27 protein-coding genes and 1 tRNA gene are annotated in these 25784 nt (G+C 70.5%); 15 read left to right on the top strand and 13 right to left on the bottom strand.

The annotated features are described in order from the left end of the window. Positions 1–41: 41 nt before the first annotated feature. Entirely contained in the window at positions 42–1946 is a 1905-nt protein-coding gene (locus ACFWY5_RS32075; protein WP_379622427.1) for a primary-amine oxidase, read from the top strand. Here ACFWY5_RS32075 and ACFWY5_RS32070 read toward each other — a convergent pair whose 3' ends face one another. The 4 genes from ACFWY5_RS32070 to ACFWY5_RS32055 form a co-directional block, all read right to left on the bottom strand. Continuing rightward, complete coding sequence (locus ACFWY5_RS32070; RefSeq protein ID WP_379622425.1) at positions 1947–2417, bottom strand: MarR family winged helix-turn-helix transcriptional regulator; 471 nt, start codon at positions 2415–2417, stop codon at positions 1947–1949. 29 nt (positions 2418–2446) lie between these two features. Beyond that, the gene (gene thrS / locus ACFWY5_RS32065) at positions 2447–4411 is read right to left on the bottom strand and encodes a threonine--tRNA ligase (RefSeq protein WP_379636365.1); all 1965 of its coding nucleotides are present in this window, start codon (positions 4409–4411) and stop codon (positions 2447–2449) included. A 41-nt stretch (positions 4412–4452) separates the two neighbouring features. Then, a complete protein-coding gene (locus tag ACFWY5_RS32060) occupies positions 4453–5058 on the bottom strand; it encodes a glycoside hydrolase family 25 protein (RefSeq protein ID WP_379622421.1) in 606 nt (201 codons plus the stop codon). 117 nt (positions 5059–5175) lie between these two features. Next, positions 5176–6072, bottom strand: coding sequence for a TIGR03564 family F420-dependent LLM class oxidoreductase (locus ACFWY5_RS32055; RefSeq protein ID WP_379636363.1), 897 nt, complete (start codon positions 6070–6072; stop codon positions 5176–5178). A gap of 49 nt (positions 6073–6121) precedes the next feature. Here ACFWY5_RS32055 and pgm point away from each other — a divergent pair, with 49 nt between their 5' ends. Then, positions 6122–7741, top strand: coding sequence for a phosphoglucomutase (alpha-D-glucose-1,6-bisphosphate-dependent) (pgm, locus tag ACFWY5_RS32050; protein ID WP_379636361.1), 1620 nt, complete (start codon positions 6122–6124; stop codon positions 7739–7741). 65 nt (positions 7742–7806) lie between these two features. Here the strand turns inward: pgm and ACFWY5_RS32045 are convergent, their stop codons facing one another. Beyond that, positions 7807–8991, bottom strand: a complete 1185-nt coding sequence (locus tag ACFWY5_RS32045; protein ID WP_379622413.1) for a hypothetical protein — start codon at positions 8989–8991, stop codon at positions 7807–7809. A 153-nt stretch (positions 8992–9144) separates the two neighbouring features. Then, on the bottom strand, positions 9145–11721 hold the full coding sequence (locus ACFWY5_RS32040) for a phosphoenolpyruvate synthase (RefSeq protein WP_379636359.1): 2577 nt from the start codon (positions 11719–11721) through the stop codon (positions 9145–9147). Positions 11722–11814: 93 nt separating this feature from the next. Between ACFWY5_RS32040 and ACFWY5_RS32035 the strand changes: the two genes are divergently transcribed. The 5 genes from ACFWY5_RS32035 to ACFWY5_RS32015 all read left to right on the top strand — a co-directional run bounded on the left by ACFWY5_RS32035 (position 11815) and on the right by ACFWY5_RS32015 (position 15903). Then, entirely contained in the window at positions 11815–12396 is a 582-nt protein-coding gene (locus ACFWY5_RS32035) for a TetR family transcriptional regulator (RefSeq protein WP_379622409.1), read from the top strand. 514 nt (positions 12397–12910) lie between these two features. After that, entirely contained in the window at positions 12911–14080 is a 1170-nt protein-coding gene (locus tag ACFWY5_RS32030; protein ID WP_379636357.1) for a cytochrome P450, read from the top strand. Positions 14081–14110: 30 nt separating this feature from the next. Next, entirely contained in the window at positions 14111–14857 is a 747-nt protein-coding gene (locus ACFWY5_RS32025) for an HAD family hydrolase (protein ID WP_379622406.1), read from the top strand. A gap of 12 nt (positions 14858–14869) precedes the next feature. Then, positions 14870–15136: a DUF4031 domain-containing protein gene (locus tag ACFWY5_RS32020; protein WP_379622405.1), complete on the top strand. Its 267-nt coding sequence runs from the start codon at positions 14870–14872 to the stop codon at positions 15134–15136. Between the two features lie 29 nt (positions 15137–15165). Continuing rightward, on the top strand, positions 15166–15903 hold the full coding sequence (locus ACFWY5_RS32015) for a maleylpyruvate isomerase family mycothiol-dependent enzyme (RefSeq protein WP_379636355.1): 738 nt from the start codon (positions 15166–15168) through the stop codon (positions 15901–15903). On the opposite strand, the gene ACFWY5_RS32010 is transcribed toward ACFWY5_RS32015, so the two are convergent. Next, the gene (locus ACFWY5_RS32010; RefSeq protein ID WP_379622401.1) at positions 15900–16496 is read right to left on the bottom strand and encodes a metal-dependent phosphohydrolase; all 597 of its coding nucleotides are present in this window, start codon (positions 16494–16496) and stop codon (positions 15900–15902) included. The genes ACFWY5_RS32015 and ACFWY5_RS32010 overlap by 4 nt on opposite strands. Positions 16497–16543: 47 nt before the next feature. Between ACFWY5_RS32010 and ACFWY5_RS32005 the strand changes: the two genes are divergently transcribed. Next, entirely contained in the window at positions 16544–17740 is a 1197-nt protein-coding gene (locus ACFWY5_RS32005; RefSeq protein ID WP_379636354.1) for an alpha-hydroxy acid oxidase, read from the top strand. Positions 17741–17790: 50 nt separating this feature from the next. Beyond that, positions 17791–18237 carry a lamin tail domain-containing protein gene (locus tag ACFWY5_RS32000; protein WP_379636352.1) on the top strand — a complete coding sequence of 149 codons (447 nt, stop codon included), beginning with the start codon at positions 17791–17793 and terminating at the stop codon, positions 18235–18237. On the opposite strand, the gene ACFWY5_RS31995 is transcribed toward ACFWY5_RS32000, so the two are convergent. Continuing rightward, positions 18210–18449 (bottom strand): DUF6011 domain-containing protein, encoded by a 240-nt coding sequence (locus ACFWY5_RS31995; protein WP_379636350.1) that lies wholly within the window; start codon positions 18447–18449, stop codon positions 18210–18212. The two genes, ACFWY5_RS32000 and ACFWY5_RS31995, sit on opposite strands and share 28 nt — an antisense overlap. Before the next feature lie 58 nt (positions 18450–18507). Beyond that, positions 18508–18924, bottom strand: a complete 417-nt coding sequence (locus ACFWY5_RS31990; RefSeq protein WP_020547189.1) for an SsgA family sporulation/cell division regulator — start codon at positions 18922–18924, stop codon at positions 18508–18510. A 430-nt stretch (positions 18925–19354) separates the two neighbouring features. Here ACFWY5_RS31990 and ACFWY5_RS31985 point away from each other — a divergent pair. Next, positions 19355–19426, top strand: a tRNA-Val gene (locus ACFWY5_RS31985). A gap of 24 nt (positions 19427–19450) precedes the next feature. Here ACFWY5_RS31985 and ACFWY5_RS31980 read toward each other — a convergent pair. Then, on the bottom strand, positions 19451–19816 hold the full coding sequence (locus ACFWY5_RS31980) for a tyrosine-type recombinase/integrase (RefSeq protein ID WP_379636348.1): 366 nt from the start codon (positions 19814–19816) through the stop codon (positions 19451–19453). Between ACFWY5_RS31980 and ACFWY5_RS31975 the strand changes: the two genes are divergently transcribed. From ACFWY5_RS31975 to ACFWY5_RS31965, 3 genes are all read left to right on the top strand, one after another. Then, positions 19810–20460, top strand: coding sequence for a hypothetical protein (locus tag ACFWY5_RS31975; RefSeq protein WP_379636454.1), 651 nt, complete (start codon positions 19810–19812; stop codon positions 20458–20460). The two genes, ACFWY5_RS31980 and ACFWY5_RS31975, sit on opposite strands and share 7 nt — an antisense overlap. A gap of 63 nt (positions 20461–20523) precedes the next feature. Further along, positions 20524–20823, top strand: a complete 300-nt coding sequence (locus tag ACFWY5_RS31970; RefSeq protein WP_379636346.1) for a transposase — start codon at positions 20524–20526, stop codon at positions 20821–20823. Positions 20824–20884: 61 nt separating this feature from the next. Continuing rightward, complete coding sequence (locus tag ACFWY5_RS31965) at positions 20885–21694, top strand: IS3 family transposase (RefSeq protein WP_379636450.1); 810 nt, start codon at positions 20885–20887, stop codon at positions 21692–21694. Between the two features lie 93 nt (positions 21695–21787). Here ACFWY5_RS31965 and ACFWY5_RS31960 read toward each other — a convergent pair whose 3' ends face one another. After that, positions 21788–22084 (bottom strand): hypothetical protein, encoded by a 297-nt coding sequence (locus tag ACFWY5_RS31960; protein ID WP_379636344.1) that lies wholly within the window; start codon positions 22082–22084, stop codon positions 21788–21790. Between the two features lie 688 nt (positions 22085–22772). On the opposite strand from ACFWY5_RS31960, the gene ACFWY5_RS31955 reads away from it, so the two are divergent. Continuing rightward, the gene (locus ACFWY5_RS31955) at positions 22773–23123 is read left to right on the top strand and encodes a hypothetical protein (RefSeq protein WP_379636342.1); all 351 of its coding nucleotides are present in this window, start codon (positions 22773–22775) and stop codon (positions 23121–23123) included. Between the two features lie 156 nt (positions 23124–23279). Further along, positions 23280–24056: a hypothetical protein gene (locus ACFWY5_RS31950; RefSeq protein WP_379636340.1), complete on the top strand. Its 777-nt coding sequence runs from the start codon at positions 23280–23282 to the stop codon at positions 24054–24056. 414 nt (positions 24057–24470) lie between these two features. Here the strand turns inward: ACFWY5_RS31950 and ACFWY5_RS31945 are convergent, their stop codons facing one another. Beyond that, complete coding sequence (locus tag ACFWY5_RS31945) at positions 24471–25094, bottom strand: hypothetical protein (RefSeq protein WP_379636338.1); 624 nt, start codon at positions 25092–25094, stop codon at positions 24471–24473. Continuing rightward, positions 25091–25774, bottom strand: coding sequence for a DUF4352 domain-containing protein (locus ACFWY5_RS31940; protein ID WP_379636336.1), 684 nt, complete (start codon positions 25772–25774; stop codon positions 25091–25093). Before ACFWY5_RS31940 ends, ACFWY5_RS31945 begins: the two co-directional genes overlap by 4 nt. Positions 25775–25784 lie beyond the last annotated feature (10 nt).

Here is a 25784-nt window from a genome sequence, read left to right as displayed (position 1 = left end):
TTCGCGCACGATGGAAGTCCCTCTGACGTAAGGAGTGCCCCATGACCGTGCACCCGCTTGCGATGATCACCGCTGACGAGGTCCACGCCGCGCGCCGCATCCTGGGTACGGCGGGGCACCTCGGCCAGGACGTGCGCTTCGCCTACCTCGGCCCGGAAGAACCCGCCAAGGCCGATCTGCTGGCCCACAACCCGGGCGACCTCGTGGACCGCCGCCTGCGCGTGCTGCTGCTCGACCGGGCCACCGGCGCCGCCTCCTCCCTGCTCGTCTCGGTCACCCGCGGCGTCGTGGACCACGTCGAGAAGCTCGACCCGGCCGTGTCCGGCCAGCCGCCCATCATGGTCGAGGAGTTCGAGGCGGTGCAGCGCATCCTCGACACCGACCCGGCGTGGGGCAAGGCGCTGGCCAGGCGCGGCCTCACCCCGGACACCGTACGCGCCTGCCCGCTGTCGGCCGGCCACTACGGCTACCCGGAGGAGTCGGGCCGCCGTATCATCCGCAGCTTCGGCTTCCACCAGGACCACGAGCACGACCACCCGTGGGCCCACCCGGTCGACGGCCTGGTCGCCTACGTCGACCTCGTCGCGGGCACGGTCGTCAAGGTGATCGACGAGGAGCTGACCGAGGTGCCGCGCGAGCCCGGCAACTTCCAGGACCCCGACTACACCGGCCCGGCCCGCACCAGCCTTCGCCCCATCGAGATCACCCAGCCGGAGGGCCCCAGCTTCACCGTCGAGGACGGGCTCGTGCACTGGGAGAACTGGAGCCTGCGCATCGGCTTCAACGTGCGCGAGGGCCTCACGCTGCACCAGATCAGCTTCCGCGACCAGGGCCGCGACCGGCCGGTCGTGCACCGCGCCTCGATCGCCGAGATGGTCGTCCCCTACGCCGACCCGTCACCGGTGCGGTTCTGGCAGAACTACTTCGACCAGGGCGAGTACCTGTTCGGCCGCTTCACCAACTCCCTCGAACTGGGCTGCGACTGCCTCGGTGAGATCCACTACACCGACGTCGTCGTCGCCGACGAGCAGGGCGAGCCCGCCACGATCCGCAACGCGATCTGCATGCACGAGGAGGACTACGGCGTGCTGTGGAAGCACTCCGACATGTTCGCCGGCTCGAACGAGACCCGCCGCCAGCGCCGCCTGGTGATCTCCTTCTTCACCACCGTCGGCAACTACGACTACGGCTTCTACTGGTACCTCTACCTGGACGGCACCATCGGCTGTGAGTGCAAGGCCACCGGCGTGCTGTTCACCTCCGCCTACCCGCCCGAGGGCCGCGAGTACGCCGCCCAGGTCGCCCCCGGCCTGGCCGCCCCCTTCCACCAGCACCTGTTCTCCGCCCGCCTGGACATGGCGGTCGACGGCCACACCAACGCGGTGGACGAGATCGACGCCGTGAGCGTGCCGATCGGCGAGGGCAACCCGTACGGCAACGCCTTCGCCCGCCAGGTCACCCGCCTGGCCACGGAGAGCCAGGCCCAGCGCCTGGCCGACCCGTCGCGCGGCCGCGTCTGGCAGGTCGTCAACCCGCGGGTCACCAACCGCCTGGGCGCGCCGGTCGGCTACACGCTCATCCCGGAGCCGCGCCCGACGCTGCTGGCCGACCCGGCCTCCTCCATCGCCGCCCGCGCCGCCTTCGCCACCCGCCACCTGTGGGTGACCCGGCACGCCGACGACGAGCGTTTCCCGGCCGGCGACCTGATCAACCAGCACCCGGGCGGAGGCGGCCTGCCCGCCTGGACCGCCGCCGACCGGAGCCTGGACGGCGAGGACATCGTGCTGTGGCACACCTTCGGCGTGACGCACTTCCCGCGCACCGAGGACTGGCCGGTCATGCCGGTGGACCACATCGGGTTCTCGCTCAAGCCGACCGGCTTCTTCGACCGCAACCCGACGCTGGACGTGCCGCGCTCGACCGGCGGCCACTGCCACCCGCGGTGATCAGCCGAGTTGCTCGTCCATGGCGGCGCGCATCCCGGCCAGGAACGTCTCGACGTGGTGGAGCTGCTCCTGGGTGTAGCGGCCCAGGAGTTCCTCCTGCCGCCGGACGATCGGGGCGAAGAACTCCGCGGCCAGTTCCTTCGCCCGCGCTTGCGCGTAGAGGGTGACGACGCGCCGGTCGGCGTGCTCGCGTACCCGGGAGACGTAGCCGTGCTTCTCCAGCCGGTCGAGCAGCGCCGTCATCGCGCCCGACGACAGCGCGACACGCTTGCCGAGCTGGGCGGGCGACAGCGGCGCGCCCGCCGACTCGGCCTTGGCGATCTCCATCAGGGCGAAGGCGTCGGTGAGGTGGATGCCGAGCCGGTCGGCGAAGCGGCGCCCGAGCTCGTTGAAGCTGGCCCCATAGGCGTGCAGCTCCTCCGCCAGCCGCGCGTGCTGCGCAACGGCGCCCTCGCGCGCCCGCTCCTCCATCCGGTCTTCTCCCGCCTGGCCCCGGCGTGTCACACCTGGATGCGGCGCTCCACCGCGTCGATGATCTCGGCGACGGCCACGTCGACGGGGACGCCGTTCTTCTGCTCGCCGCTGCGGTAGCGGAAGGAGACCGCGCCGGCCGCGATGTCCTCGTCACCGGCCAGCAGCATGAACGGCACCTTGGCCTTCTGCGCGTTCCTGATCTTCTTCTGCATGCGGTCGTCGGCGCTGTCGACCTCGACCCGGATGCCGCGCTCGCGCAGCTTCTTGGCCACGTCCTGCAGGTAGGCGACGTGCGACTCGGCGATCGGGATGCCGACCACCTGGACCGGCGACAACCACGCGGGGAACGCGCCCGCGTAGTGCTCGACCAGCACGCCCATGAACCGCTCGACCGACCCGAACAGCGCCCGGTGGATCATGACCGGCGTCTGCCGCGAACCGTCGGCGGCCTGGTACTCGAGGCCGAAGCGCTGGGGCTGGTTGAAGTCGAGCTGGATGGTCGACAGCTGCCAGGTACGGCCGATGGCGTCCTTGACCTGCACCGAGATCTTGGGCCCGTAGAAGGCGGCGCCGCCGGGGTCGGCCACGAGCTCGAGGCCGGACTCCTCGGCCGCCTGGCGCAGCGACTCGGTGGCCTCGTCCCAGTCGGCCTGCTCGCCGATGAACTTGTCGGAGTCGTCGCGAGTGGACAGCTCCAGGTAGAACTCCTCCAGGCCGAAGTCGCGCAGCACACTCAGCACGAAGGCCAGCAGCGACTTGATCTCATCGCCCATCTGCTCCTTGGTGGTGTAGATGTGCGAGTCGTCCTGCGTCATGCCGCGGACGCGGGTCAGGCCGTGGACCACACCGGACTTCTCATACCGGTAGACCGAGCCGAACTCGCACAGCCGCAGCGGCAGCTCCCGGTAGGACCGCCCGCGTGCCCGGAAGATCAGGTTGTGCATCGGGCAGTTCATCGGCTTGACGCGGTACTCGGTGCCGTCGAGCTCGAAGGGCGGGAACATGTCCTCGCCGTACCACGGCAGGTGCCCGGAGGTCTCGAACAGCGATGACTTGGTCAGATGCGGCGTGTTGACGAACTCGTAGCCCGCCTCCAGCTGCCGCTTGCGCATGTAGTCTTCCATCTCCTTGCGGATGATCCCGCCCTTGGGATGGAAGACCGGCAGCCCGGAGCCGAGCTCCGGCGGGAAGCTGAACAGGTCGAGCTCGGCGCCGAGCCGCCGGTGGTCGCGCTTCTCGGCCTCCTCCAGCAGCTTGAGGTATTCATCCTGCTTGTCGCGGGACTCCCAGGCGGTGCCGTAGATGCGCTGGAGCTGCGGGTTCTTCTCGCTGCCCCGCCAGTAGGCGCCGCCGGTGCGCATGAGCTTGAAGGCCGGGATCGACCTGGTCGAGGGCACGTGCGGCCCGCGGCACAGGTCCTTCCAGCACAGCTCGCCCGTCTTGGGGTCGAGGTTGTCGTAGATGGTCAGCTCGGCGCCGCCGACCTCGACGCTCTCCTCGTCTGCTGCCCCGCCTTTGAGCCCGATGAGCTCCAGCTTGTACGGCTCCGCCGCCAGCTCGGCCCGCGCGTCGTCGTCGGAGACCACGCGGCGCGAGAACAGCTGCCCCTGCTTGACGATCTCCCGCATGCGCTTCTCCACGCGCTTGAGGTCGTCGGGGTGGAAGGCCTGCGGGACGTCGAAGTCGTAGTAGAAGCCGTTCTCGACCGGCGGGCCGATGCCCAGTTTGGCCTCGGGGAACAGCTCCTGAACCGCCTGCGCCATGACGTGCGCGGCGGAGTGGCGGACGATGGCCCGACCGTCGGCGCTGCCGGCCTCGACCGGCTCGACCACGTCGCCGGGGACCGCGTGCGCGGCCAGGTCGCGCAGCTCGCCGTTGACCCGGACGGCGACGACCGAGCGGCCGTCGGCCTCCAGCGCGTCGCCGTACGTCGTGCCGGCCGCGACCACACGCTCGGCTCCGGCGAGGGTGATGCGTAGCTCGGCTGACACGGTGACTCCCTTGGATGGCGATGAAACGGGTGCACCGAATGCTATCGCGGGTCGAAGCCCAGCCTGGTCAGCTCCTCCCGGCTGCCGTGGAAGACGTTGCGGTCGAGCGGGCTGTTGGAGTGCTGGTGAATCGTCCACGCGGTCCACGGTCCCGGCACGATCGGGCGGCCGCGCGGCTGCTGGGGCGAGGCGATCCACAGGGGATACTCGCCCAGGCCGGCGCAGTTGCCCGACCTGGCGAACCACAGGAAGGTGTAGATGAACGGCCGCACGCCCGCCTCGCGCTCGATGAAGCGGCACCAGCGGCGCGCGTAACGTGCCACCCGGTCGGGCGGCAGCCCGTCGTTGGTCTCCAGGTCGAGGGCGATCAGGTCGCCCCTGCGCAGGCCGCCGGCGGCCTGGACGGTGCGCAGGAAGTGCCGGGCGTGCTCGGCCGGATCGCCTTTGGGCCGCCCGAAGTGGTAGGCGCCGCTGACGATCCAGCTTTCGCGCATGCCGTTCCAGTTGCGGCGGAAGAACCGGTCGCTCCAGTCTCCGCCCTCGGTGGCCTTGGCGAAGGCGAAGGCGACACCGGACTTGGCGTGCGCGCCCCAGTCCACCGCCCCCTGCCAGTTGGACACGTCGATGCCATGCAGCAAGCGCTTCACCGCGCCCCTTTCGTCGGCGCGGCGAGGCCTGTCCTGCTCTGCCTGCCGCTTCGCCCGCTCACCTTGCCGGATCTTATTGAGCCATCCTCCGGCCGGCCCCGCGCCGCGCCGTACGCCCTATTGAACTAGGCCCTTGAGGAACTGTCGCGTACGTTCCCGTCCGGAGTACTCCGAGGCGATGAAGTCGGTGACGCCCGCCTCGGCGAGCCGCTCGATCTGGGCGCGGACGGCGTCCTCGTCGCCGACCACGGCCACGTCGCCGGGGCCGCCGGCGCCCTCCTTGTCGAGCATCGCCCGGTAGGAGGGCAGTTGGCCGTACACCGAGTAGACCTCTTCGGCGCGCGCCCGCGCGGCGGCGGGGTCGTCGGTGACGCAGACGGGCAGGGCGCAGACGATGCGCGGCGCGGGACGGCCGGCCTCCTCGGCGGCGGCGGTCACGGCGGGCGCGACGTGCTCGACGACGGTCTTGGGCCCGGTCATCCACAGGACGGTGCCGTCGGCCACGGCGCCGGCCAGGTGGAGCATGCGCGGGGCCAGGGCGGCGATGAGGACCTGAAGGCCGCGCCCGGGGGTGCTCAGGCGCACGTCGGCCTTGAGCGTCTCGCCCTGGAAGCCGACCTCGCCCTCGCGCACCAGCGGCAGCAGCACCGACAGGTACTCGCTCATGTGGCGGGCGGGTTTGTCGAAGCTGTAGCCGTACATGTTCTCGATGACGACCTTGTGCGACAGGCCGATGCCCAGCGTCAGGCGGCCGCCGAGCGCGGCGTTGGCGGTCAGCGCCTGCTGGGCGAGGACGGCCGGGTGGCGGGGGTAGGTCGGCACGACGGCGGTGCCGAGTTCGAGGCCGGGCGCGGCGCCGCCCGCGGCGGCCAGGGCGGTCAGCGCGTCGAGGCCGAAGATGTTGGAGATCCAGGCCGAGGCGAAACCGTCGGCGGCGGCGCCGGCCAGGCGTTCGCGCAGCTCGGCGATGGGGTCATCGCCCCTGGGCTCATTGAGGAACAGTCCGATCCGCATCGCTACCGAACTCCATTCTAGTTTTTCCGCCCATCATAGGCTTGCTTCCATGACCCATGATCGCGCAGGACAACCCGCTCAGCCGGCCGACCTGGTCGACGTCTCCCGGCTGGTCACCGCCTACTACGCGCTGCATCCGGATCCCGGCGATCCCGGTCAGCGCGTGGCGTTCGGCACCTCAGGGCACCGCGGGTCGGCACTGAAGAGCGCGTTCAACGAAGATCACATCTTGGCGACCAGCCAGGCCATCTGCGAGTACCGCGCGGCGCAGGGCGTGTCGGGGCCGCTGTTCCTCGGCATCGACACGCACGCGCTGTCCGAGCCCGCCCGGGTCTCGGCGCTGGAGGTCTTCGCCGCCAACGAGGTCGAGGTGCGCATCGACAGCCGCGACGGCTACACGCCGACGCCGGCCGTCTCCCACGCCATCCTCACCCACCCGGGCTCCGACGGGGTCGTGGTCACGCCGTCGCACAACCCGCCCGCCGACGGGGGCTTCAAGTACAACCCGCCCAACGGCGGTCCCGCCGGCACCGACGCCACCGGGTGGGTGCAGGAGCGCGCCAACGCGCTGCTCGCCGCGGGTCTCAAGGGGGTACGGCGGGTGCCGTACACCCGAGCTCTCGAGGCGGAGACGACACGCCGGCACGACTTCATGGGCGCGTACGTGGACGACCTGCCCTCGGTCCTCGATCTCGACGCCATTCGCGACGCCGGCGTGCGCATCGGCGCCGACCCGCTCGGCGGGGCGAGCGTCGCCTACTGGGCCGAGATCGCCGAGCGGCACCGGCTGGACCTGACCGTGGTCAACCCGCTCGTCGACCCGACCTGGCGGTTCATGACCCTCGACTGGGACGGCAAGATCCGCATGGACTGCTCCTCCCCCTACGCGATGGCCTCCCTGATCGACAACCGCTCCCGCTACGACATCTCCACCGGCAACGACGCCGACGCCGACCGGCACGGCGTCGTGACGCCCGACGGCGGGCTGCTCAACCCGAACCACTATCTCGCCGTCGCCATCTCCTACCTGTACGAGCACCGCACCGGCTGGCCGGGCGCGGCCGGGGTCGGCAAGACCATGGTCAGCAGCAGCATGATCGACCGGGTGACGGAGTCGCTGGGACGGCGGCTGGTGGAGGTGCCCGTCGGGTTCAAGTGGTTCGTACCGGGACTGCTGGACGGCTCGCTCGGGTTCGGCGGGGAGGAGAGCGCGGGGGCGTCGTTCCTGCGGCGGGACGGCTCGGTGTGGACGACCGACAAGGACGGGCTCATCCTGGCGCTGCTGGCCGCCGAGATCCTGGCCGTGACCGGGTCCTCGCCCAGCCAGCACTACACCAAGCTGACCGAGCGCTTCGGGGCGCCCGCGTACGCCCGGGTGGACGCGCCCGCGACCCGCGAGGAGAAGGCGGTGCTGGGCAAGCTGTCGGCCTCGCAGATCACCGCCCGCACCTTGGCCGGCGACCCCATCACGGCGGTCCAGACCGAGGCTCCGGGCAACGGTTCGGCGCTGGGCGGGGTGAAGGTGTCCACCGGCCAGGCCTGGTTCGCCGCCCGCCCTTCCGGGACCGAGGACGTCTACAAGATCTACGCCGAGTCCTTCAAGGGCCCCGACCACCTGGCCGAGGTCCAGGAGGAGGCCAGAGCAGTGGTCTCCGCCGCCCTGACCTAGCCCCGGAAACCCGAGGCTTTTGACAAGCCCGATGGTGGGTTGAGGGGCCGGGGTCCAGGGGGCGGTCAGGGGGTGTTGGTGAGGATGCGGTCGTCGTCCTTGACGGCGGGGAAGGAGCCGGTGTCGACGATGCCGTGCTCCTGGTACAGGGCCTCGATGATGGCGTGCGCCTGCGGTTCGAGCTTCCACAGGGCACGCCACTCCCTGGCGGTGCCCACCGCGATGCCGACCTCCTGCGCGATGTCCACGGTGCGCGGCACGATCCGCTTTTCGATCTGCCGGTCCCAGTACCGCCGGGCGGCGCGCATCAGCCGTGCCCGCTCGGCCGTGTCGAGCACCTGCGGCGTCGCGTCGAACACGTCGTCGTCCTCGTCGTCGTGGAGCTGGGTCAGCGCGGGCGGCAGGGCGCGGGCGGGCACCGGCTGGTGGTCGTGCTCGGGCTCCCACGGCACCCGCGGGTCGGCGTCGACGAGCTTGGAGGTGTTGTACAGGGCGGCGATCTGGGCCAGCAGCGCCTCCTGACGCTGCGGGTCGACGGCCAGGCCGGTGTGCTCGACGGCCTGGTCCATGGCCTTGTCGAGCTTGGCCAGCGCGGCGCGTACCTTCCGCTCGGAACCTCCGCCCTCGCGCAGCGCCTTGGCCCGTTTGGCGGCCAGCGCGACGCGGGTGAGGCGGCGGTGAGCGTCGACCTCGCTGGCGGTGCGGTCGCTGACCTCGGCCAGGCCCATGCGGACGAGCAGCCGCTCGGGGGTGAGGCGCCAGTTGATGCGGCCGGTGCCGCGGATGCGGTGCCGTTCGATGGCCATGCCGCGCTCCCACAGCCACGCCGCGACGAGCGGCGCGGCCAGGCGGAAGATCGCCTCGGGCAGGCTGCGCGCGTCCATGCTGGAGAGCACCGCGGTCAGGCAGGTCAGCGCCCATACGGCGATGCCGTCGATGCCCGCGGAGAAGTTCTCGCGCATGTTGCGCCTGGCCCGCACCGCCGAGGTGATGATCGCGACCTCGATGAAGGCGAACAGCAGGAACCGCAGCGGCCCGTCAAGCCCGAGTACGTCGCCGGAGAAGCGCCACATGCCCTGCGCCGACACGCCCGTGGCGATGCACGCGGCCACGACCGTGAGGACGTCCTCGATCGGCCGTGGCGAGACGTAGCGGCTGAACAACCACGCTCCCGCCCGCCAAGCGATCTTGATGAGCATGAAGGCCAGCGCGAGCACGATCAGTCCCAGCACCGAGATGATCACGGTCACGACCGGCTTTTCCGCGACAAAAGCGGCGATTTCCTCAAATGGGGGCATCAGTCACTGTCCGTCAGGTTGGATGTCCGACTGTATACAGCGAGATCATCGCAGAATGTCGCCCTCTTGTACGCCAAACCGGTCTCGCCCCATCATTTTCTCCCGTCACAGGAGGTGCACGGTACCCAGGGTGCCGTCCACCCGGATCCGCGCCCCGTCCGGAATCGCCGTCGTCGCCCCGTCCACCCCGACGACGGCGGGCAGCCCCAGCTCACGGGCCACGACCGCGCCGTGCGTCATCATCCCGCCCACCTCCAGCACCAGTCCCGTCACCGCCGCGAACAACGGCGTCCACCCCGGATCCGTGTACGGCGCGACCAGAATGTCCCCCGGTTCCAGCCGCGCGTCCTGCGGGCGCAGCACGACCCTGGCGCGTCCCTCCGCGCTGCCCGCCGAGACCGCCTGCCCGGCCAGCACGCCCTCCCGCTCCGGCGCCGCCCGCGCCACGGCGACGGCCTCGCCGTCGCCGGTCAGCACCCTGGGCGGGCGCAGAAGCACATCCGCCGCGTGCGCCTCCCGCCGCTCCTTCACCGGTACGGCGGGCCCGCCCGCGGCCAGCAGGCCGAGCAGTTCCCCGAGCGTCAGGTAGTGCACGTCGTCCGCGGCCTCCAGCACCCCGTTCGCCACCAGCCCGGCCGCCTCCTCGCGCACCGCCGTACCGAAGACGTCGAACAGCCGCACGGTGAAGTACTTGTCGTGCTCCCGCAGCGCCAGCAACTCCCGGTAGACCCGCACCACCCGCGCCATCACCACCGCCTTGGCCCGCCCGCCCCTGGTCGCAAGGAGACGGGCGCGCAGCCGCCGGGCCGCCTGTCCGGCCTCCCGCTCGCCGTCGCGGAAGCGCCGCCGGTGCTCCCCCGGCCCGGTCGTCTCGACGTTGGCCAGGATTCCGGCGAACAACTGCTCCGGATCCTCCCGCCACCGCGTCCTGGTGAGGTCGATCTCGCCGGGGGCGCGCATGCCGTACCTGCGCAGGAAGTCCTCGAAGGCGCGCGTGAACTCGCCCTCCGGCCACACCAGCGGGCGCGGCGGGTCACGCAGGAACGCGAGCACGCCGGGGCGGTCGCGGGCCAGGTCGGCGAGGTCGCCGACGGCGAGGCCCATCTCGGTGGTGACGTTGCCGGGCAGTGACTTGGCCAGCGCGGGCAGTTCGGCCTCGTCGCCGAGCCAGCGCCTGCTCAGGGCGGCGGCGACGGCCCCGGCCAGCATTCCGGCGACGGGCTTGAGCAGCACCTCGGTGTACATGCGGATCGGCACGTGGCGCATCGTGCGCTGGATGCGGCGCACGCGTTCGGCTCCGGTGCTCGCGCCGATCTCCGCCCCGGCCAAGCGCAGCGTGCGCGCGATGAACGCCTCCGCCTCCACGCGGGCGGCGCCGGGGCGCAGCAGGCTCTTGACGATCTTGCCGAGGGTACGGGCGGCGAAGCGGGCGACGGCCAGCTCGCCGCGCAGGCCACCGCGGCGGTACTCCGGCCGCTCCGCCACCCTGGCGAGCGCGGCGGCGGCCTGCTCGTCCATGCCGGCGAGGGCGCGGATCAGCAGCGGCCGTCCGAGGCGAGTGGACAGGACCCGGGTGACGTCGATGTACAGGCGGCCGCCCGCGGGCACCAGGTAGGGGCTCTCCTGGCCGGTCGCCGAGCCGCCGAAGGGGAAGAACGTGCGCAGAACCGAGCGTCCGAGCGGTTTGATGGCGTCGGTCATCATCTGCTGGTGGCCGAAGGAGAAGTACACCCTCGGCCCCGACCCCTCGGGAACGGGGAACAACGAGGTGATCGGCCGCGCCTGCACGATGTGGAAGCGGCTGCGCGCCCAGGTCCACTCGACGTCCTGGGGTGTGCCGAAGTGGCGCTGGACGCGCGCGCCCAGCTCGGCCAGCGCGCGGATCTGCGCGTCGGGCAGCGCCTGTCCGCGTCCGGTGCTTTCGACGGTACGCGTGCCGCCGCCGGGCAGCGATTCGATCGTCACCTTCTTGCCGCCGAGGACCCGATCGGTGACGACGCCGTGCCGTACCCGATAGAGGTCGGCGTCGACCAGGCCGGACACGATCGACTCGCCCAGCCCCCACGAGGCGTTGACCACGATGTCGCGGCGGTCGCCGGAGACCGGGTCCGCGGTGAACATCACGCCCGACACCTCGGGCTCGACCATGTGCTGCACGACGACGGCGAGGCGGACGCCGCGGTGCCCGAAGCCGCCGCGGGCGCGGTAGGCGATGGCGCGGTCGGTGTAGAGCGAGGCCCAGCAGCGGTGTACGGCGTCGAGGAGCTGGTCGCGGCCGACGACGTTGAGGAAGGTGTCCTGCTGCCCGGCGAAGGAGGCGCCGGCCAGGTCCTCGGCGGTCGCCGACGAGCGTACGGCGTAGGCACGCCCGGCGCCCGCCTCGTTCCAGGCGGCCAGGAGCGCGGCCTCGACGTCCGGGGGCATGGGCAGGTCCATGAGGTGGCCGCGTACCCGGGCGCCGGCGTGGGCCAGCGCCGTGAGATCGGTGTGGTCGAGCGCGTCCAGCTCGTCGTAGAGGGCGTCCATGCCGTCCCGGGCGAAGGCCTCGTAGGCGGCGGTGGTGAGACAGAAGCCCCCGGGCACCGGCAGACCGGCGCGGATCAGTTCACCGAGATTGGCGCCCTTGCCGCCCACCTGCTCACGGTCCGGCTCCTCGAAGGTCGCGATGAAGGGGTACGGCATGCCGGCCTCATTTCTTCGTCGTTGGTGAAGAATTTTGCCAGAGTTCACCCGGTTTCTTCAACGGCGATGGAGAAAAGTAGGATCACTCTCACCATGAGCGAGTCGGGCGCCGGGCGGCGCGGCAGGTGGCGCAGCGGCGAAGAGAGCCGCCGGCGCATCCTCGACGCGGCTCGAGCCCGCTTCATCTCGCACGGATACGACACCGTCACCGTCCGGTCCATCGCCGCCGACGCCGGGGTGGATCCGGCGATGATCCACTACTTCTTCGGGAGCAAGGACAAGCTGTTCGCCGCGGCGCTGGAGGGTCCGGTGAGCCCGCGCGACCCGCTGGACGACCTGCTCGCGGAGGGCCTCGACGGCGCCGCGGCCCGCATCGTCCGCGGTTTCCTCGCCGCCTTCGACGAAGCGGGCGGCATGGGCCCGCTGGCGCTCCTGCGCTCCGGCCAATCACCCGAAATGGTGCGCGAGTACGTCGAACGCGAATTCACCACCCGCCTGGCCAACCACCTCCAGGGCCCCGACACCGCCCTGCGCGCCCAGCTCATCACCGCCCAGCTCCTGGGCCTCGCCCTGGCCCGCTACGGCCTGCGCCTCCCCGGCCCCGCCACCGCCTCCCCCGAAGACCTGGTCACCTGGTACGCCCCCCTCATCCAACCCCTCCTCGACACCCCCTGACCCCCACCCCACAGCACTCCAGCCCTCACCCCCTGGCCCGGAGCCGGAGGGTGGGCCGGGACCGAAGCCGGAGGCCGAGGATCCGAACCGGGGAGCCGGAAGACCGAAGCCGAGGGCGAGCCCGAGCCGGGGCGGTCCCCGCGCACCGGGGACCGAGCCGGAGGATGACCCGAGCCGGGGGCCGGTGGGCGGAGCCCCGAGCCGGGTGGGGAGCGAACGGGGCTCCCGGGAGGTTGAGAGGTTGCTCACGGTGGTCGGTCGGGTGGCGGGGTCGGGGCAAACCCCGGTCGTACCCCCATTTCGGGGCGCTGTTCCCCCCAGATGCCCCGGGCTTGTGGGCGCACCGGAGGCGCGGGGCGCGTCGCGTGCGTAACGTGGCGTGCGGATGCGCCCTGCCGTACCGGAATCTGAGGGTTGTGGATGGGGGTGGACGAAGGCCCGTCAGCAGGTGGGACCATCTATAACGGGATTTATCCCGACAAAATGCGATGACGCCTCCGGCAGGATGGGTTTGATGTCTGAGTCAGAGTTTCCCCTCGTGCAGTTCATGCGCGAAGGCTTCGACCCCGTGGCCGAGCTGGCCCGGATCCGCACAGAACAGCCGGTGTTCCCGATGGAGATCCCCGGCGACCAGACCGTGTACCTGGTGACCCGCTACGACGACGTCCGCGCCGTGCTGGGTGACCACGAGCGGTTCAGCAACGACTTCGCCGGTGTCATCGGCCTGGGGTCCAACCAGGACGACCCGGGCGGCCTCGGCTTCCGCGACCCGCCCGAGCACACGCGGCTGCGCAAGTACTTGACGCCGGAGTTCACCATGCGCCGCCTGCGCAGGCTGGAGCCCCGGATCGAGGCCATGGTCGAGGAGCACCTGGACCGCATGGAGGCGGCCGGCAACAGCGCCGACCTGGTCGAGGCGTTCGCGCTGCCGATCCCGTCGCTGGTGGTGTGTGAGCTGCTCGGCGTGCCGTACGCGGACAGGTCGGACTTCCTCAAGCTGAGCACCGACCGCTTCGACTTCACGGAGGGACCCGAGGCGTCGCTGCAGGCGATCAACGACGCGATGACGTACCTGACCGACCTGGTCGCCCGCGAGCGCCTGAACCCCGGCGACGGCCTGCTCGGCCAGCTGCTGCGCGAGCACGGCGACGAGCTCGACGACCGCACGCTCGCCAGCATGGCCGACGGCCTGCTGACCGGCGGCCACGACACCAGCACCAGCATGCTCGCCCTCGGCTCGCTCTGGCTGATGAACAACCCGGACGAGGCCGCCAAGGTCCGCGAGGTCGACGGCTACGTCAACCACGTCGTCGAGGAACTGCTGCGCTACATGACGGTCGTGCAGGTGGCCTTCCCGCGCTTCGCCCGCGAGGACCTCGACCTGTTCGGCACGCCCATCACCAAGGGCCAGCTCGTGCTGTGCTCGCTGACCGCCGCCAACCGCGACCCCGCGCTCGGCGGGAACATGGACACGGCCGTGCCCGGCCGGGAGAGCGCCGGTTCCCATCTGGCCTTCGGGCACGGCATCCACCGCTGCATCGGCGCCCCGCTGGCGCAGATGGAGATGCGCATCGCCTATCCGGCGCTGCTGCGCCGATTCCCGAACCTGCGGGTGGACGGCGAGGTGCCCTTCAGGAAGCTCGCGATCGTGTACGGACTGGAGAAGCTCCCCGTCGCCTGGTAGACGGCAGAGCGGCGGCGTAACGTCACGTATGTGAACGGACACGCCATCGACCTGAGTGCCATCGGCGCCGTCGTGTTCGACAGCGACGGCGTCGTGACCGACACCGCGCGGGTGCACGCGGCCGCGTGGAAGCATGTCTTCGACGTTTTCCTGCGCGGCCGCTCGGCGCCGTTCGACATTCGCGCCGACTACGTGCGCCATGTCGACGGACGGCCCCGCCTGGACGGGCTGCGTACCTTCCTGGCCTCGCGCGGTATCACCGTGCCCGCGGGCTCGCCCGACGACGAGCCGGGCGCGCCGACCGTGCACGGCCTGGGACGGGCCAAGGATCTGGAGTTCCAGGCCCAGGTCGACAAGTACGGCGTGGCCGCCTTCCCCTCGGCCGTCGCGCTTCTGCACGAGCTGCGCCGCCGGGGCTGCCGCACCGCTGCGGTGACGTCCAGCACCCACGGCCGCAAGCTGATCACCGGGGCGGGCGTCGCCCACCTGTTCGACCTGGTCGTGGACGGCAACGACGCGGCCCTCATGAACCTGCCCGGCAAGCCCGACCCCGCCCTGTTCCTGGAGGCCTGCCGCCGCCTGGACCTGCCGGCCGCCCGCGCCGCCGTCGTCGAAGCCGCGCTGCCGGGCCTGGAAGCGGGCAGGAAGGGCGGTTTCGGGCTGGTCGTGGCCGTGGACCGCAACGGCCGCGCGGCGGAGATGCGCGAGCTGGGCGCCGACCTGGTGGTAGGCGACCTCAGCGAGCTGGAGGTACGCGGGCGGGTGCCGGTTTCGTAGACAATGTGAGGGATGACCGTCCTCATTGATCCGCCGAACTGGCCGGGGCCGCGTGGCCTCATGTGGTCCCACCTGGTCAGCGACACCTCCTTGGAGGAGTTGCACGCCTTCGCGGGGCGCCTCGGGGTGCCGGTGCGCGCCTTCGACCGCGACCACTACGACGTCCCCGAGACCGTGCACGCCCAGGCGGTGTCGCTGGGCGCCGAGGCGGTCAGCAGCCGGGAACTGCTGCGGCGGCTGACCGAGGGCGGGCTGCGGCGCCGTAAACGATCGTCGTAACCCAGAACATTATTCGGTACGGTGGGCCCATGACGGACATCTTCGGCGACCTGGAAGCCGAGTACCGGCAACTGGACTCCGTCCTCGCCGCCCTCACCCCCGCGCAGTGGTCCCACCCCTCGGCCGCCGAGGGATGGACCGTCTCCGACGTCGTGCTCCACCTCGCCCAGACCGAGGAGCTGGTCACCGCCTCCCTGGACGGCCACGACGGCCTGTTCGCCCGCGACCCGGCCGTCAGCGACGTGGACGGCATGGCCGCCGGCCTGGTGGCCGCCCAGCGCGACATCACCCCGGACGCGCTGCTGGCCCGCTGGCGCGCCGCGGCCTTCGCCACTCCCCCCGCTCTGGCGGCGCACCCGCCGCGATCGCGCCTGATGTGGGTGGCCGGCACCCTGTCGCCGGGCACCCTGGCCACGACCCGCCTGGCCGAGCACTGGGCGCACGCCTACGACGTCACCGCGCCGCTCGGCCTCGCCTACCCCGCCACCGCGCGGCTGCGCCACATCGCCTGGCTCGGCCACCGCACCCTGCCCTACGCCTTCACCCTGTCCGGCCTGGAACCCCAGCCCGTCCACTGCGTCCTGACCGCCCCCGACGGCGGCACGTGGCACTACGGCGACCCCGGCTCGCCGTCGGTCATCACCGGTCCCGCGGCCGAGTTCTGCCTGGTGGGCGCCCGCCGCCTGGCCCCGGCCGACTCCACGCTCCAGGCGACGGGCCCGCACGCCGCGCGGGCCCTGGCCGTCCTGCGCAACTACGCCGCCTAGTCCCGGAGCGCGGCCAGTTCGGCGCTCATGTTGTGGCGGGCGCGCTCCTGCCACAACGCGCGGGCGCGTTCCGTCCGGTAAAGGTGGGGTACGGCCAGCAGCCGCGCCAGCACCGCGCTCCGCCCGGCCGCGAACAGCTCGTCCGGCACATGCGCGTACTCCCGGCGGATGTCGGCCGCGTACACCTCGTATCCGGGCCGGCCCAGGACCGCGAGGTCGGCGTCGCACAGGACCGCGCCGTTGGCGTCGCCGTCCTGAAGGGTGTCGTGGGCGGCGGTCAGGCGGACCAGCCTGGCCACCTCGGCCACCCGCTCCGCCGGTACGCCGCAGGCGGGCAGGCGGCGCTGGGCGAGCTGGGCGCTGCGTTCCTCGTCCCAGCCGGGCCGACCGTCGTAGACCGCGTCGTGGAACCAGGCGGCCAGCCGTACCGCCACGGGATCTTCGGCCAGGTCGGCGAGGTCGTCGACGGCGGCGAGCACCGCGCGCAGGTGCGTGAGCGTGTGGTAGCGGCGGTGCGGCTCCGACCAGCGGGCCACCAGCTCGGCGTGGAGCGCCTGGGCGGCGGGCGTGTCGGCGACGAGCTCCCCGATCATGGCGTCAACGCTATCGCGAGTGGCGGCAAATTTCGTGTAATGGTCGGATGGGTGATGGACGGCGGTTTCCCCGGTGGCGCGATCTGCGGGCGGTGCTGCCGCCCCTCGGCAGGCGGGACCGGCTGCTGGCCGCGGCCGACGTGGCCGACATCCGGCTGCTGGCCAGGCGGCGGGCGCCCCGGCTCGTCTTCGACTACGTGGACGGCGCGGCAGAGGGCGAGATCTCCATGGCGCGGGCGCGCGAGGCGTTCGCGCGGGTGGAGTTCCGGCCGCGGATCCTGCGCGACGTCGGTGAGGTGCCGCTGACGGCGCGGGTGCTGGGGCGGGAGATCAGCATGCCTCTGGTTCTCGGGCCGACCGGGTTCACGCGCATGATGCACCGCGACGGGGAGAAGGCGGTGGCGCGGGCCGCGGCCAGGGCGGGCGTGCCGTACACGCTGTCGACCATGGGGACCACGTCCGCGCCCGAGGTGACGCGCGCCGCGCCCGGCGGGTGGAACTGGTTCCAGCTCTACGTGGCGCGCGATCGCGGTCGCAGCCGGGCCGCGCTCGACCTCGCCCGCGACGCGGGCATGGACGTGCTGGTCGTCACCGCGGACGTGCCGGTCGCCGGCGCGCGGCTGCGTGACGTACGGCACGGCCTCACCATGCCGCCGACGTTGCGCTGGCGCAGCGCGCTGGGGGTGGTACGGCATCCGGCCTGGTGGTTCGACTTCCTGACCAGCGAACCTCTCACCTTCGCCACCATGGGCGGCAGCGATCTGGCCGGGATCACCAATCTCATGTTCGACCCGGGCGTGACCTTCGCCGACCTGGAGTGGATCCGCGGGGCGTGGGGCGGTCCGCTGGTGGTCAAGGGCGTGCAACGCGTGGACGACGCGGTCGCCCTGGCCGAGGCCGGGATCGACGGGATCGCCGTCTCCAACCACGGCGGCCGCCAGCTCGACCGCGCGGCCACACCCCTGGAGCTGCTGCCCCGGGTGGCCGAGGCCGTGGGCGACCGGGCGGAGGTGTACCTGGACGGCGGCGTGCGCTGTGGGGCCGACGTCGCCGCCGCGCTCGCGCTGGGGGCGCGCGCGTGCTTCATCGGCCGCGCCTACCTCTACGGGCTGATGGCCGCGGGCGAGCCGGGGGTGGACCGGGTGCTGGACCTCGTCCGCGCCGAACTGACCCGCACGATCCAGCTGCTCGGCGGCTCTCTCGACCCTTCCGTGGTACGGCTCCGCCACAACGGGTCAACCTAGGGCGATCTTCACACGTCTCACGGGTCCACCCATCGATGGAGGACCCGACGATGCGTCCCACCACCCTGCTCCTCGCCTGCGCGGCCGCCCTGATCGCGACGGCGGCACCGGCCCAGGCGGCCGTGCCGAAGATCCAGCTCGTGAAGGTGTACTACGACTCCCCCGGCGTGGACCGGCGTTCCAACTCCTCGCTCAACGGCGAGTACGCGGTCGTCAGGAACACGACCAGGGCAGCCCTCGACCTGGAGGGGTGGACGATCGCCGACCAGACCGGCTACCGGTACACCTTCGGACCCGGGCAGGTGCTCAAGGCGGGCAAGAGCCTCACCCTGCGCACCGGCCGGGGCACGTCGGGGACCAGCACGGTCTACTGGGGGCGGCGCGCGTACGTGTGGAACAACGACAAGGACAGCGCCTACGTCCGTGACGCCGGCGGCAGGCTCGTCGACAAGTGCTCGTACAACTCGAGCTACCGCGACTCGGTCTCCTGCCTCTGAGCCAGCAGATCGAGCTGGCCCTCGCACATCCAGTGGGCCGCGGCGGCCCGGATCCGCACCGGTTTACGCCTGGCCAGACCGAGGCGTTCGGCGCATTCCGGGCCGATCCTGGCCCAGCGCGACTCGGGGGCGCGCAGAACATGCCGGCACGCGCGGCAACGCACCACGTGCTCACGCGCGGCAGGTTCGCTGAGGACTTCGAAGAGGTTCACGGCACCTCTCATCCTGCCATGGGGGTCTGGTACGGCCGGGCAGGCGCGGCCGAGGGGGTCAGGACGGCCAGAGCATGTTGGTGAGCTCGGCGTCGAGGTCCATGAAGTCGGTCTCCCTGCCTGCGGGCACCTTCTCGTAGGTGCGATGCAGGAACTCGGTGAGAGGTGCCAGCGGGACTTCGAAGAGCGCCTGCCCGAACGGTGACGTCAGGCTGATGTGCAGCGTGCGTTCGCCGTCGGCGCGGGCAGGCCAGACCTGCACGTCGCCGTCGCCGACACGCCGCACGATCCCAACGGTCAGGAGTTCGCGGGCGAAGATCCACTCGACCGGTTCGTCGTTCCCTACGTGGAAGGCCATGCGGATGGCATACGGGTCGTCGGCTGTGTAGCTCAGTCCGGCGAGCAGGGGGACGGTCGTACGGTCGGGGACCACAAGCCGAAGGCCAAGCTCGGCAGAGACGGTGGTGCTGTTCATCGTCAGCCAAACCTTTTCGTCGTAGGGTCCCCTCTTCGGGGCTTACTGCTCTGACGGACTTCGTCCTGAGCTATGACGCGGAACGAAGAAACCTGTAGGAAAGATTCCGCTCCTGAGGCCTTCTGTAACGCACATCACAGCAGGACATTTGGGCATCTACCAGGCTAAACGGCATCAATCGGGCCGTGTTTGCAAGGGTTTTGCGAGCTGTAGAGCCCACCCCGGCGAGCCCTCGGCACCTTTCGGGCGAAAGATCCCCTTTCCCAGCGCCTTCCGAACATGACCGATGCTATGCCAACCAGCCACCACGACGATGGGCAACCACCGCGTTTCCCCCCGAATCCTCTCGGGGCGCCTCGTCGCTTCGCCACCTGCTCCGGAAGTGCGGTATGGTTTTCCCCGTCGGGAACCGCAAGGGGCCAGGCAGGGCGGGCGATTAGCTCAGCGGGAGAGCGCTTCGTTCACACCGAAGAGGTCACTGGTTCGATCCCAGTATCGCCCACCGAGGTCAGGGCCCCGGAAGAGATCATCTTCCGGGGTTTTCTGGTTCCGAAAGTAGCTCGTGCGTGCCAGGTGCGTGATCGTTTCGAGCCGCCCACGCACCACGTACCGCGTCATGCGCCCCCGGCGCCAGGTGCACGTAACGCTGGGTAGTTCGAGGGTCCTCGTGACCTAGGAGCACCTGAACCTGGTAGAGGCTCACTCCCGCCTGCACGAGCCAGCTGGCCGCCGTATGTCGCATGACATGGGGTGACCACCGCGGGATACGGTGTGCCGCCACATCACATGAGTCCGACCGGCAGCCAGGGCTCTCATTCCAGGGAGAGTCCTCCGATGCCCGGTTCCCGCAGACCCGAGCCCGCTCGACCGCCGCGGGCGGCGGCCATGGCATCAGCCTCTCGATCCCGTCCGGTGCCGCCGAGCCCGAGCAGCCGCCCGCGCCGCCCGTTCACTCCCGGCAAAGGTTCGGCCCTCTACCAGTACGTGTTCCGCAGGCTGATGGGCGGCGACTACCTCGGCGAGATCGGCCGCCGCCGGCTCACCCACCTGCAAGCCCAGTCGGGTGCCAACCTCGGCCTGATCCTGCAGGCGGGAAACTCCGGCGTCATCCGCGGCCGCACCTACCTGGCCACCGACGGCGCCACCTACGGACGCCGGCTCATCGAACTCGCCGAGGTAGACAACGGGTTCGAGTGGCGCATCGACATCGTGCCCGGCAGCTCCGGCCTGGAACGCCGCTGGGTGTGGGGGTATCCGATCCTCGGCCAGCAGACCCCGCCGCTGTACGTCTTCGTCGACAGCCCGTCCGGCCGCGGCGTGCTGGAGTGGGACGAAAACATCGACGCCCTGCGCGGCGCCACCCGCGGGCGGGCCCGCGGCGGCACCCCCGACACCGGCGACGCCTCCACCATCGCCACCCCGCTCATCTCCCCCGTCCACGTTGCAGCCGCGCACCTGGCGGCCGGCTGGCCCCGCCTGGACCGCACGATAAACAAGTCGTCGGTGGTGGTGCAGGCCACGCTCGCTTGGGCTTGATCCGGTTTGACGGACATCCGAGATCAGGGGTTCGTCCCCGGAAGGATGTCCATGATGGAGAGCATGGGGAAGAAGAAGCCACGTCCTCGCCGCTCGTTCACGCCGGAGTTCAAAGCCGAGATCGTGGAACTGTGCCAGCGCGGTGACCGCTCGGTCGGGCAGGTGGCCAAGGACTTCGACCTGACCGAGACCGCGGTGCGGCAATGGGTCCGCCAGGCGGAGGTCAATAACGGCCAGCGGGACGGGCTCACCAGCAGCGAGCGGGAAGAGCTGGCAGCATTGCGGCGGGAGAACCGGCGTCTTCGCCAGGATGTCGACGTGCTCAAGCGAGCGACGGCTTTCTTCGTGAGGGAGACCCGGTGAGCGTGCACCCGTTCATCGAGGCGGAGAAACAGGGCGGCCACAGCGTCAAGCGGGCTGTGAACTGCTGAGAGTCTCCCGTGCCGCCTTCTATGCCCGCCGCAGCGCGATCCCTGGGCCGCGTGCCGTGCGTGACGCCGAGCTGGCCGAGCGCGTCGCCGAGGTGCACGCGCGCTCGCGGGGCAGCTACGGCGCACCCCGGGTGCACGCACAACTGCGCCACGACGGCGAGCAGTGCGGCAGGCGGCGGGTGGCCCGGCTGATGCGCGAGCTCGGCCTGGCCGAACGGTATCGGCGGCGCCGGGAGCCGACCACCATCCCCGATCCGGGCGCCGGCACCCGGCCGGACCTGATCGGCCGCGATTTCACCCCCGATGCGGCCGGACTCGATGCCCGCTGGTGCGGTGACATCACCTACATCGCCACCGAGGAGGGCTGGTTGTATCTGGCCACCGTCATCGACATCGCCTCGCGCCGGGTGGTCGGCTGGGCGACGGCCGATCATCTGCGCACCGACCTGGTCGTCGATGCGCTACGCCAGGCCTGGGCACGCCGCCGCCCCACCCGATCGGTGATCTTTCACTCGGACAAGGGCTGCCAGTACACCAGCGCCGGCTACACCGCCCTGGCCGAGCGGCTCGGGATGCGACTGTCGGTCGGTCGAACCGGTCAGTGCTGGGACAACGCGCTGGCCGAGTCGTTCTTCGCCACGCTCAATGGCGAGCTCCTCCTCGGCGATCGCCCCTGGCCCACCCGGGCTGCCGCTCGCAGCGCGATCTTCGAGTTCATCGAGGGCTGGTACAACCTCCGTCGACTGCACAGCAGCCTGGGCTACCGTAGTCCTGCCGACTTCGAGGCCGCTCACACGGCCTGACACCACAACGATGGTGTCCGCCAAAGCGAAACAAGCTCACTGAAAGCGCTGCTGGCATCACTTCGCGGCGGCGACATCATCGCCTGATGGCCGCTACGTGCGCTGACGGCCCGCTTCGACGATCCACAGAGCGACAGCACCCATACCAGCAAGAATCTGCACTGCCAACAGGGAGAACGCAGCGGCGGGCGGCAGATCGGCGTGCTGGCTGATCACCATCAACGCCACAAACGCGGCGATCAGCAGGTTGGCCCAGCCGCCGAGCCTGCTGTGACGGCTCCTACTCAGCCACAAACCCCAGACAGGAACCCGACCGGTGATCACGACGTAGCCGCCCAGCACAGCGTTCAACGAGGCCAGTACGAGCAGAACCCACGAAAGAGTGATCACCCGGTCATTATCGGCGGAGCTTGTCCCCATCGCCAGCCCACGATCGTGGCCGTCCGCGTACCGACGTCGATTCCTGAGGGTGCTGCGGCGCGTCAGTAAAGGGATCGCGGGCGGTCACCCCATCACCAATGGCGAAGGAGCGACGTGACCGATGCGCCGTCCCCAGGGCGAGCTAAGCCGCCGGATCGACCAGGTGACCATGACGATCACTCAACTGGTGCAGTGAGTCCGTACCGACCTGGTCGCCACCAGAGCCAAAGGCTTCGGGATCCAGACCGCGCTCCGCAACGCCGGTCTGATGGCCATTTGACACGAGAGGCTAGGTGCGCTGCTGGCCGGCCGCCGCTTGCCCACCGGCCGCGCCTTTTCGACGCTTCCGCCAGGCGGCCCACAGCCCCCGGCCCGCTGCCACAGCCACAGCCACAGCCACAGCAGCAACCAGCGCGCTGCGCACCGCGACCTTGGCCGCGGACTGTGGCTCCCACGTGACCAAGAGCGCCACCCCTCCCGCTGCGAGGCCGCACACCACGCATACGACCAGGCAGATCAGCGCTGCCAGCGACACCCGAACTACCGCGATCACACATCCTCCCGCGCGGAGTTTAGGCGCGCCCTGCCGCCGGTTTGATCACCGCCCTGTCCTGCACGCCGTCGCGGCGACAGCCGTACCCACCGGAACGGAGCGCCCGTGACCGACCCTGGCTCGTCCGATGTCACCCTGGCCCTGGCCAAGCTGTCCGAGATCACCGCTGTCAGAATCGCCGAGATCAAAGGCCAGCTCGCCCTCCTCGTGCAACGCGCGGACCACTCCGACCGGCGCGTCGACGAACTGGCCACCCGGCAGGAACGCGACCACCAGGAGCTTGTTGACCTGCTCGCTGCTCAGGACGCGCGCCTGCGGGCACTGGAGGCCGACCGGATAGGCCGTACCGAAGTGCACGCGGCGGCCGGCCGCCGAGCGGTCTGGATCTCCGTCGTGATCGCCGCGCTTGGCCTGGCGATCACCGTCATCGTCACCCTGCTCAAGCAAGGAGTGTGACCGTGGCCCAGCTCATCTCCCGCGCCGGATGGGGCGCCCAAGCACCCACCCGCCGCCTCGACCACGTCGCCTCCACCCGCGGCGTCAAAGTCCACTACACCGGCGGCTGGGTCGACCCCCCGAATCATCGACGACCACCGCGATTGCCTCGCCCTCATGCTCCAGATCCAGCGCATGCACATGGCAGGCGGCCGGGAACAGCCCTACAGCGACATCGGCTACAACCTCGGCTCGTGTCCCCACCGGCGGATTCTCATCGGCCGCGGTGCCGGGATCCTGCCCGCCGCCAACGGGGCCGGGCTCAACTCCGGCCACTACGCGGTGCTCGCCTTCGTGGGCTTCTCAGACTTCACCGTGCCGAATGACGATCTCCTGCACGCGGTCCTCGACGCCGTCGACTACCTGCGCGAGCACGGCGGCGCCGGACGCGAGATCCGGGGCCACCGCGACGACTACGCCACCTCCTGCCCCGGCCACCACCACTACGGCTGGATTCGCCGCGGCGCACCCCGGCCGACGGCCGCCAGCCCGCTGCGCCTGCCCGAGCTGCGCCCTGGGGACCGGTCCGAGCACGTGGTCACCATCCGGCGGGCGCTCGGCACCGCTGACCAGACCAGCTCGCTGTACACGCCCGAGGACCCGGACCTGATGGCCCTCGTCGTCGCATTCAAGACGCGGCACAAGCTCGGCGCTGACCTCGTGTGGACCAGCGCCTGTTGGAAGATCCTCGACCACCTGGAGAAACCCGAGCGGAAGATCACGCTCTACTCCCGGTCCGGCGTGGACAGCCTGGTGAAGTCGCTGAAGGGGTTCGAGCTCACCTTCGACGGCACCACCGCCACCTGCAAGCACAACGGGGCAAACGCGGCCGGACTGCCGCGCTACGCGTGCACCGAGGTCACCCCGAGCCCGACGCCGACCCCCACCTCCTGACCGTCCCCGGTCACCCGCCCCGAACCGGCTGGCCGGGGCTTCGTCATCTCCCGAAGGAGGAGAAGGCCATGCATCCTGCCCCCAAGAGCCCGTTCACGGTCCGCTACCCACTGCTCGTGCGCGGCGCGCTCGCCCTGGTCCTCATGGCCCCGCCCGCCTCGGCATCGCCCTCGGCTGGCTCCCACCCGAGTGGGAGCTGACCGAGAACGGCGTCGAGCAACTCTTCGACGCGGCCCTGTTCGCCTGGGCCTGGTTCACGTCCCAGCGAAAGGTGACCCCGGTGGCCGACCCGCGTGATGACCGTGGCCGGCAGCTCGTCGTCCAGGGCTGGGTCGAGCGCCCCTGACGGCCCCAGAAACGCGATCGCCCCCGTCTCCTCCATCGCGGAGGGGGCGGGGGCTCTTCGTCGTTGCGCTATTCCGCCGACTTCGTCCGGCTCTTGGCCTCCAACACCCTTTCAAAAGCGCTCTTCGCCGCAGCTCGCTCCTCGATGGTCGCCTCATCCTCAGCGTTTCCGTAGGCGATAAAGCTGCTGGGTTCGAGGATGTTCCCTGCGCGGAGAGGGAAGATCAGAAGTTCAATCCAGTGATCCGGCTCATCCAGCATGACCTCGAGGTGCGCTGTGTACTCGACAGGATGAACGTCGGGCGGGGACTTGGTGATTGAGAACTCCGCGAAGACCTGGAGCGCTTTCCGCCCTTCCACAGGGAAGGCTGCGGGCAGATCAAGGTGATCGCCTTCCTCCGGCATCAGGCGCGATTTGGTTCCGCCGTTCCACGGGACGGTGATGAGAGTGGTGTCATACGCGAGGTGAAGACGCATACCTCGGACGACGATGGGCCGAGCCCCATCGTTGTAGAAAACCAGTGGTAGGCGGAGGCGGATGAGTCGCGTCGTGACCGTGGCGCCGAACGTGTGTGGTTCGAATGCTCGGAGCTCTCCACGGCGGATGTTCTGATACCAGAACGAACCTACAGTGAAGCCCAGAGCGCAGCCTGAAATGATGACCGCAGACGTGATCTCTAAAACCCAGTTCACGATAGCGAGACCTTCACGCCGCCCGAGAACATGCTGTCGTGCAGTTCGATAATGGAGGGCTTGACGGTCTTCGGGATGTCGAAGAGCACCACGCCCTTCACCGAGTTTCCGGGGTTGATCTTCTCATACAGACTCTTTGAGTCCTGGAGATAGATGGCCGCCTCCGAGCTGGCCTCGTACTCCGCACCCTTGCCGTCAAACAGCTTCTGCGCCGCCCCGGAGAAGGCCTGGGCCTCGTCGCCGATGTTCTTTACCGTGACATGCACAAGCAGGAACACGCCCTGGGCGTCCTTGTTGAGGAACTCGCCGCCGACCTGGATGCGCTTCTCCAGCCGCGTGACCTTGAAGGAAAACTTGCCGTCTTTCACCACGTCACCGATGCCCGCGGCCTCGGGCTTCGGCTTCTCCTTCTTTGGCGGCTTCGCGCTCGCCTGCTCGCCGGTGCCGGCGTCCTGCTGACTGGCGGTTGTCGGCTTCTGGTCGCTTCCGCCGACTGCGGCGACGAGTACGGCGCAACCGCCGAACAGGACAAGGGCGACCACTGCGAGGATGATCAGGATGACGGGGGCGCTGCTCTTCTTGCGGCGGGGTGGGGGTGGCGGGCCGCCGTATCCGTGGTGTGGCGGGTACCCCTGCTGCGAGCTGGCGTGGGTGGGCTGCTGCCCGTACGGCTGGGACATGGTGAGCCTC

Source organism: Nonomuraea sp. NPDC059007, assembly GCF_042740555.1.
Classification (GTDB): Bacteria; Actinomycetota; Actinomycetes; order Streptosporangiales; family Streptosporangiaceae; genus Nonomuraea.
Note: the sequence above shows the minus strand (reverse complement) of the source record. Positions and strands in the feature narration are given on the sequence as shown.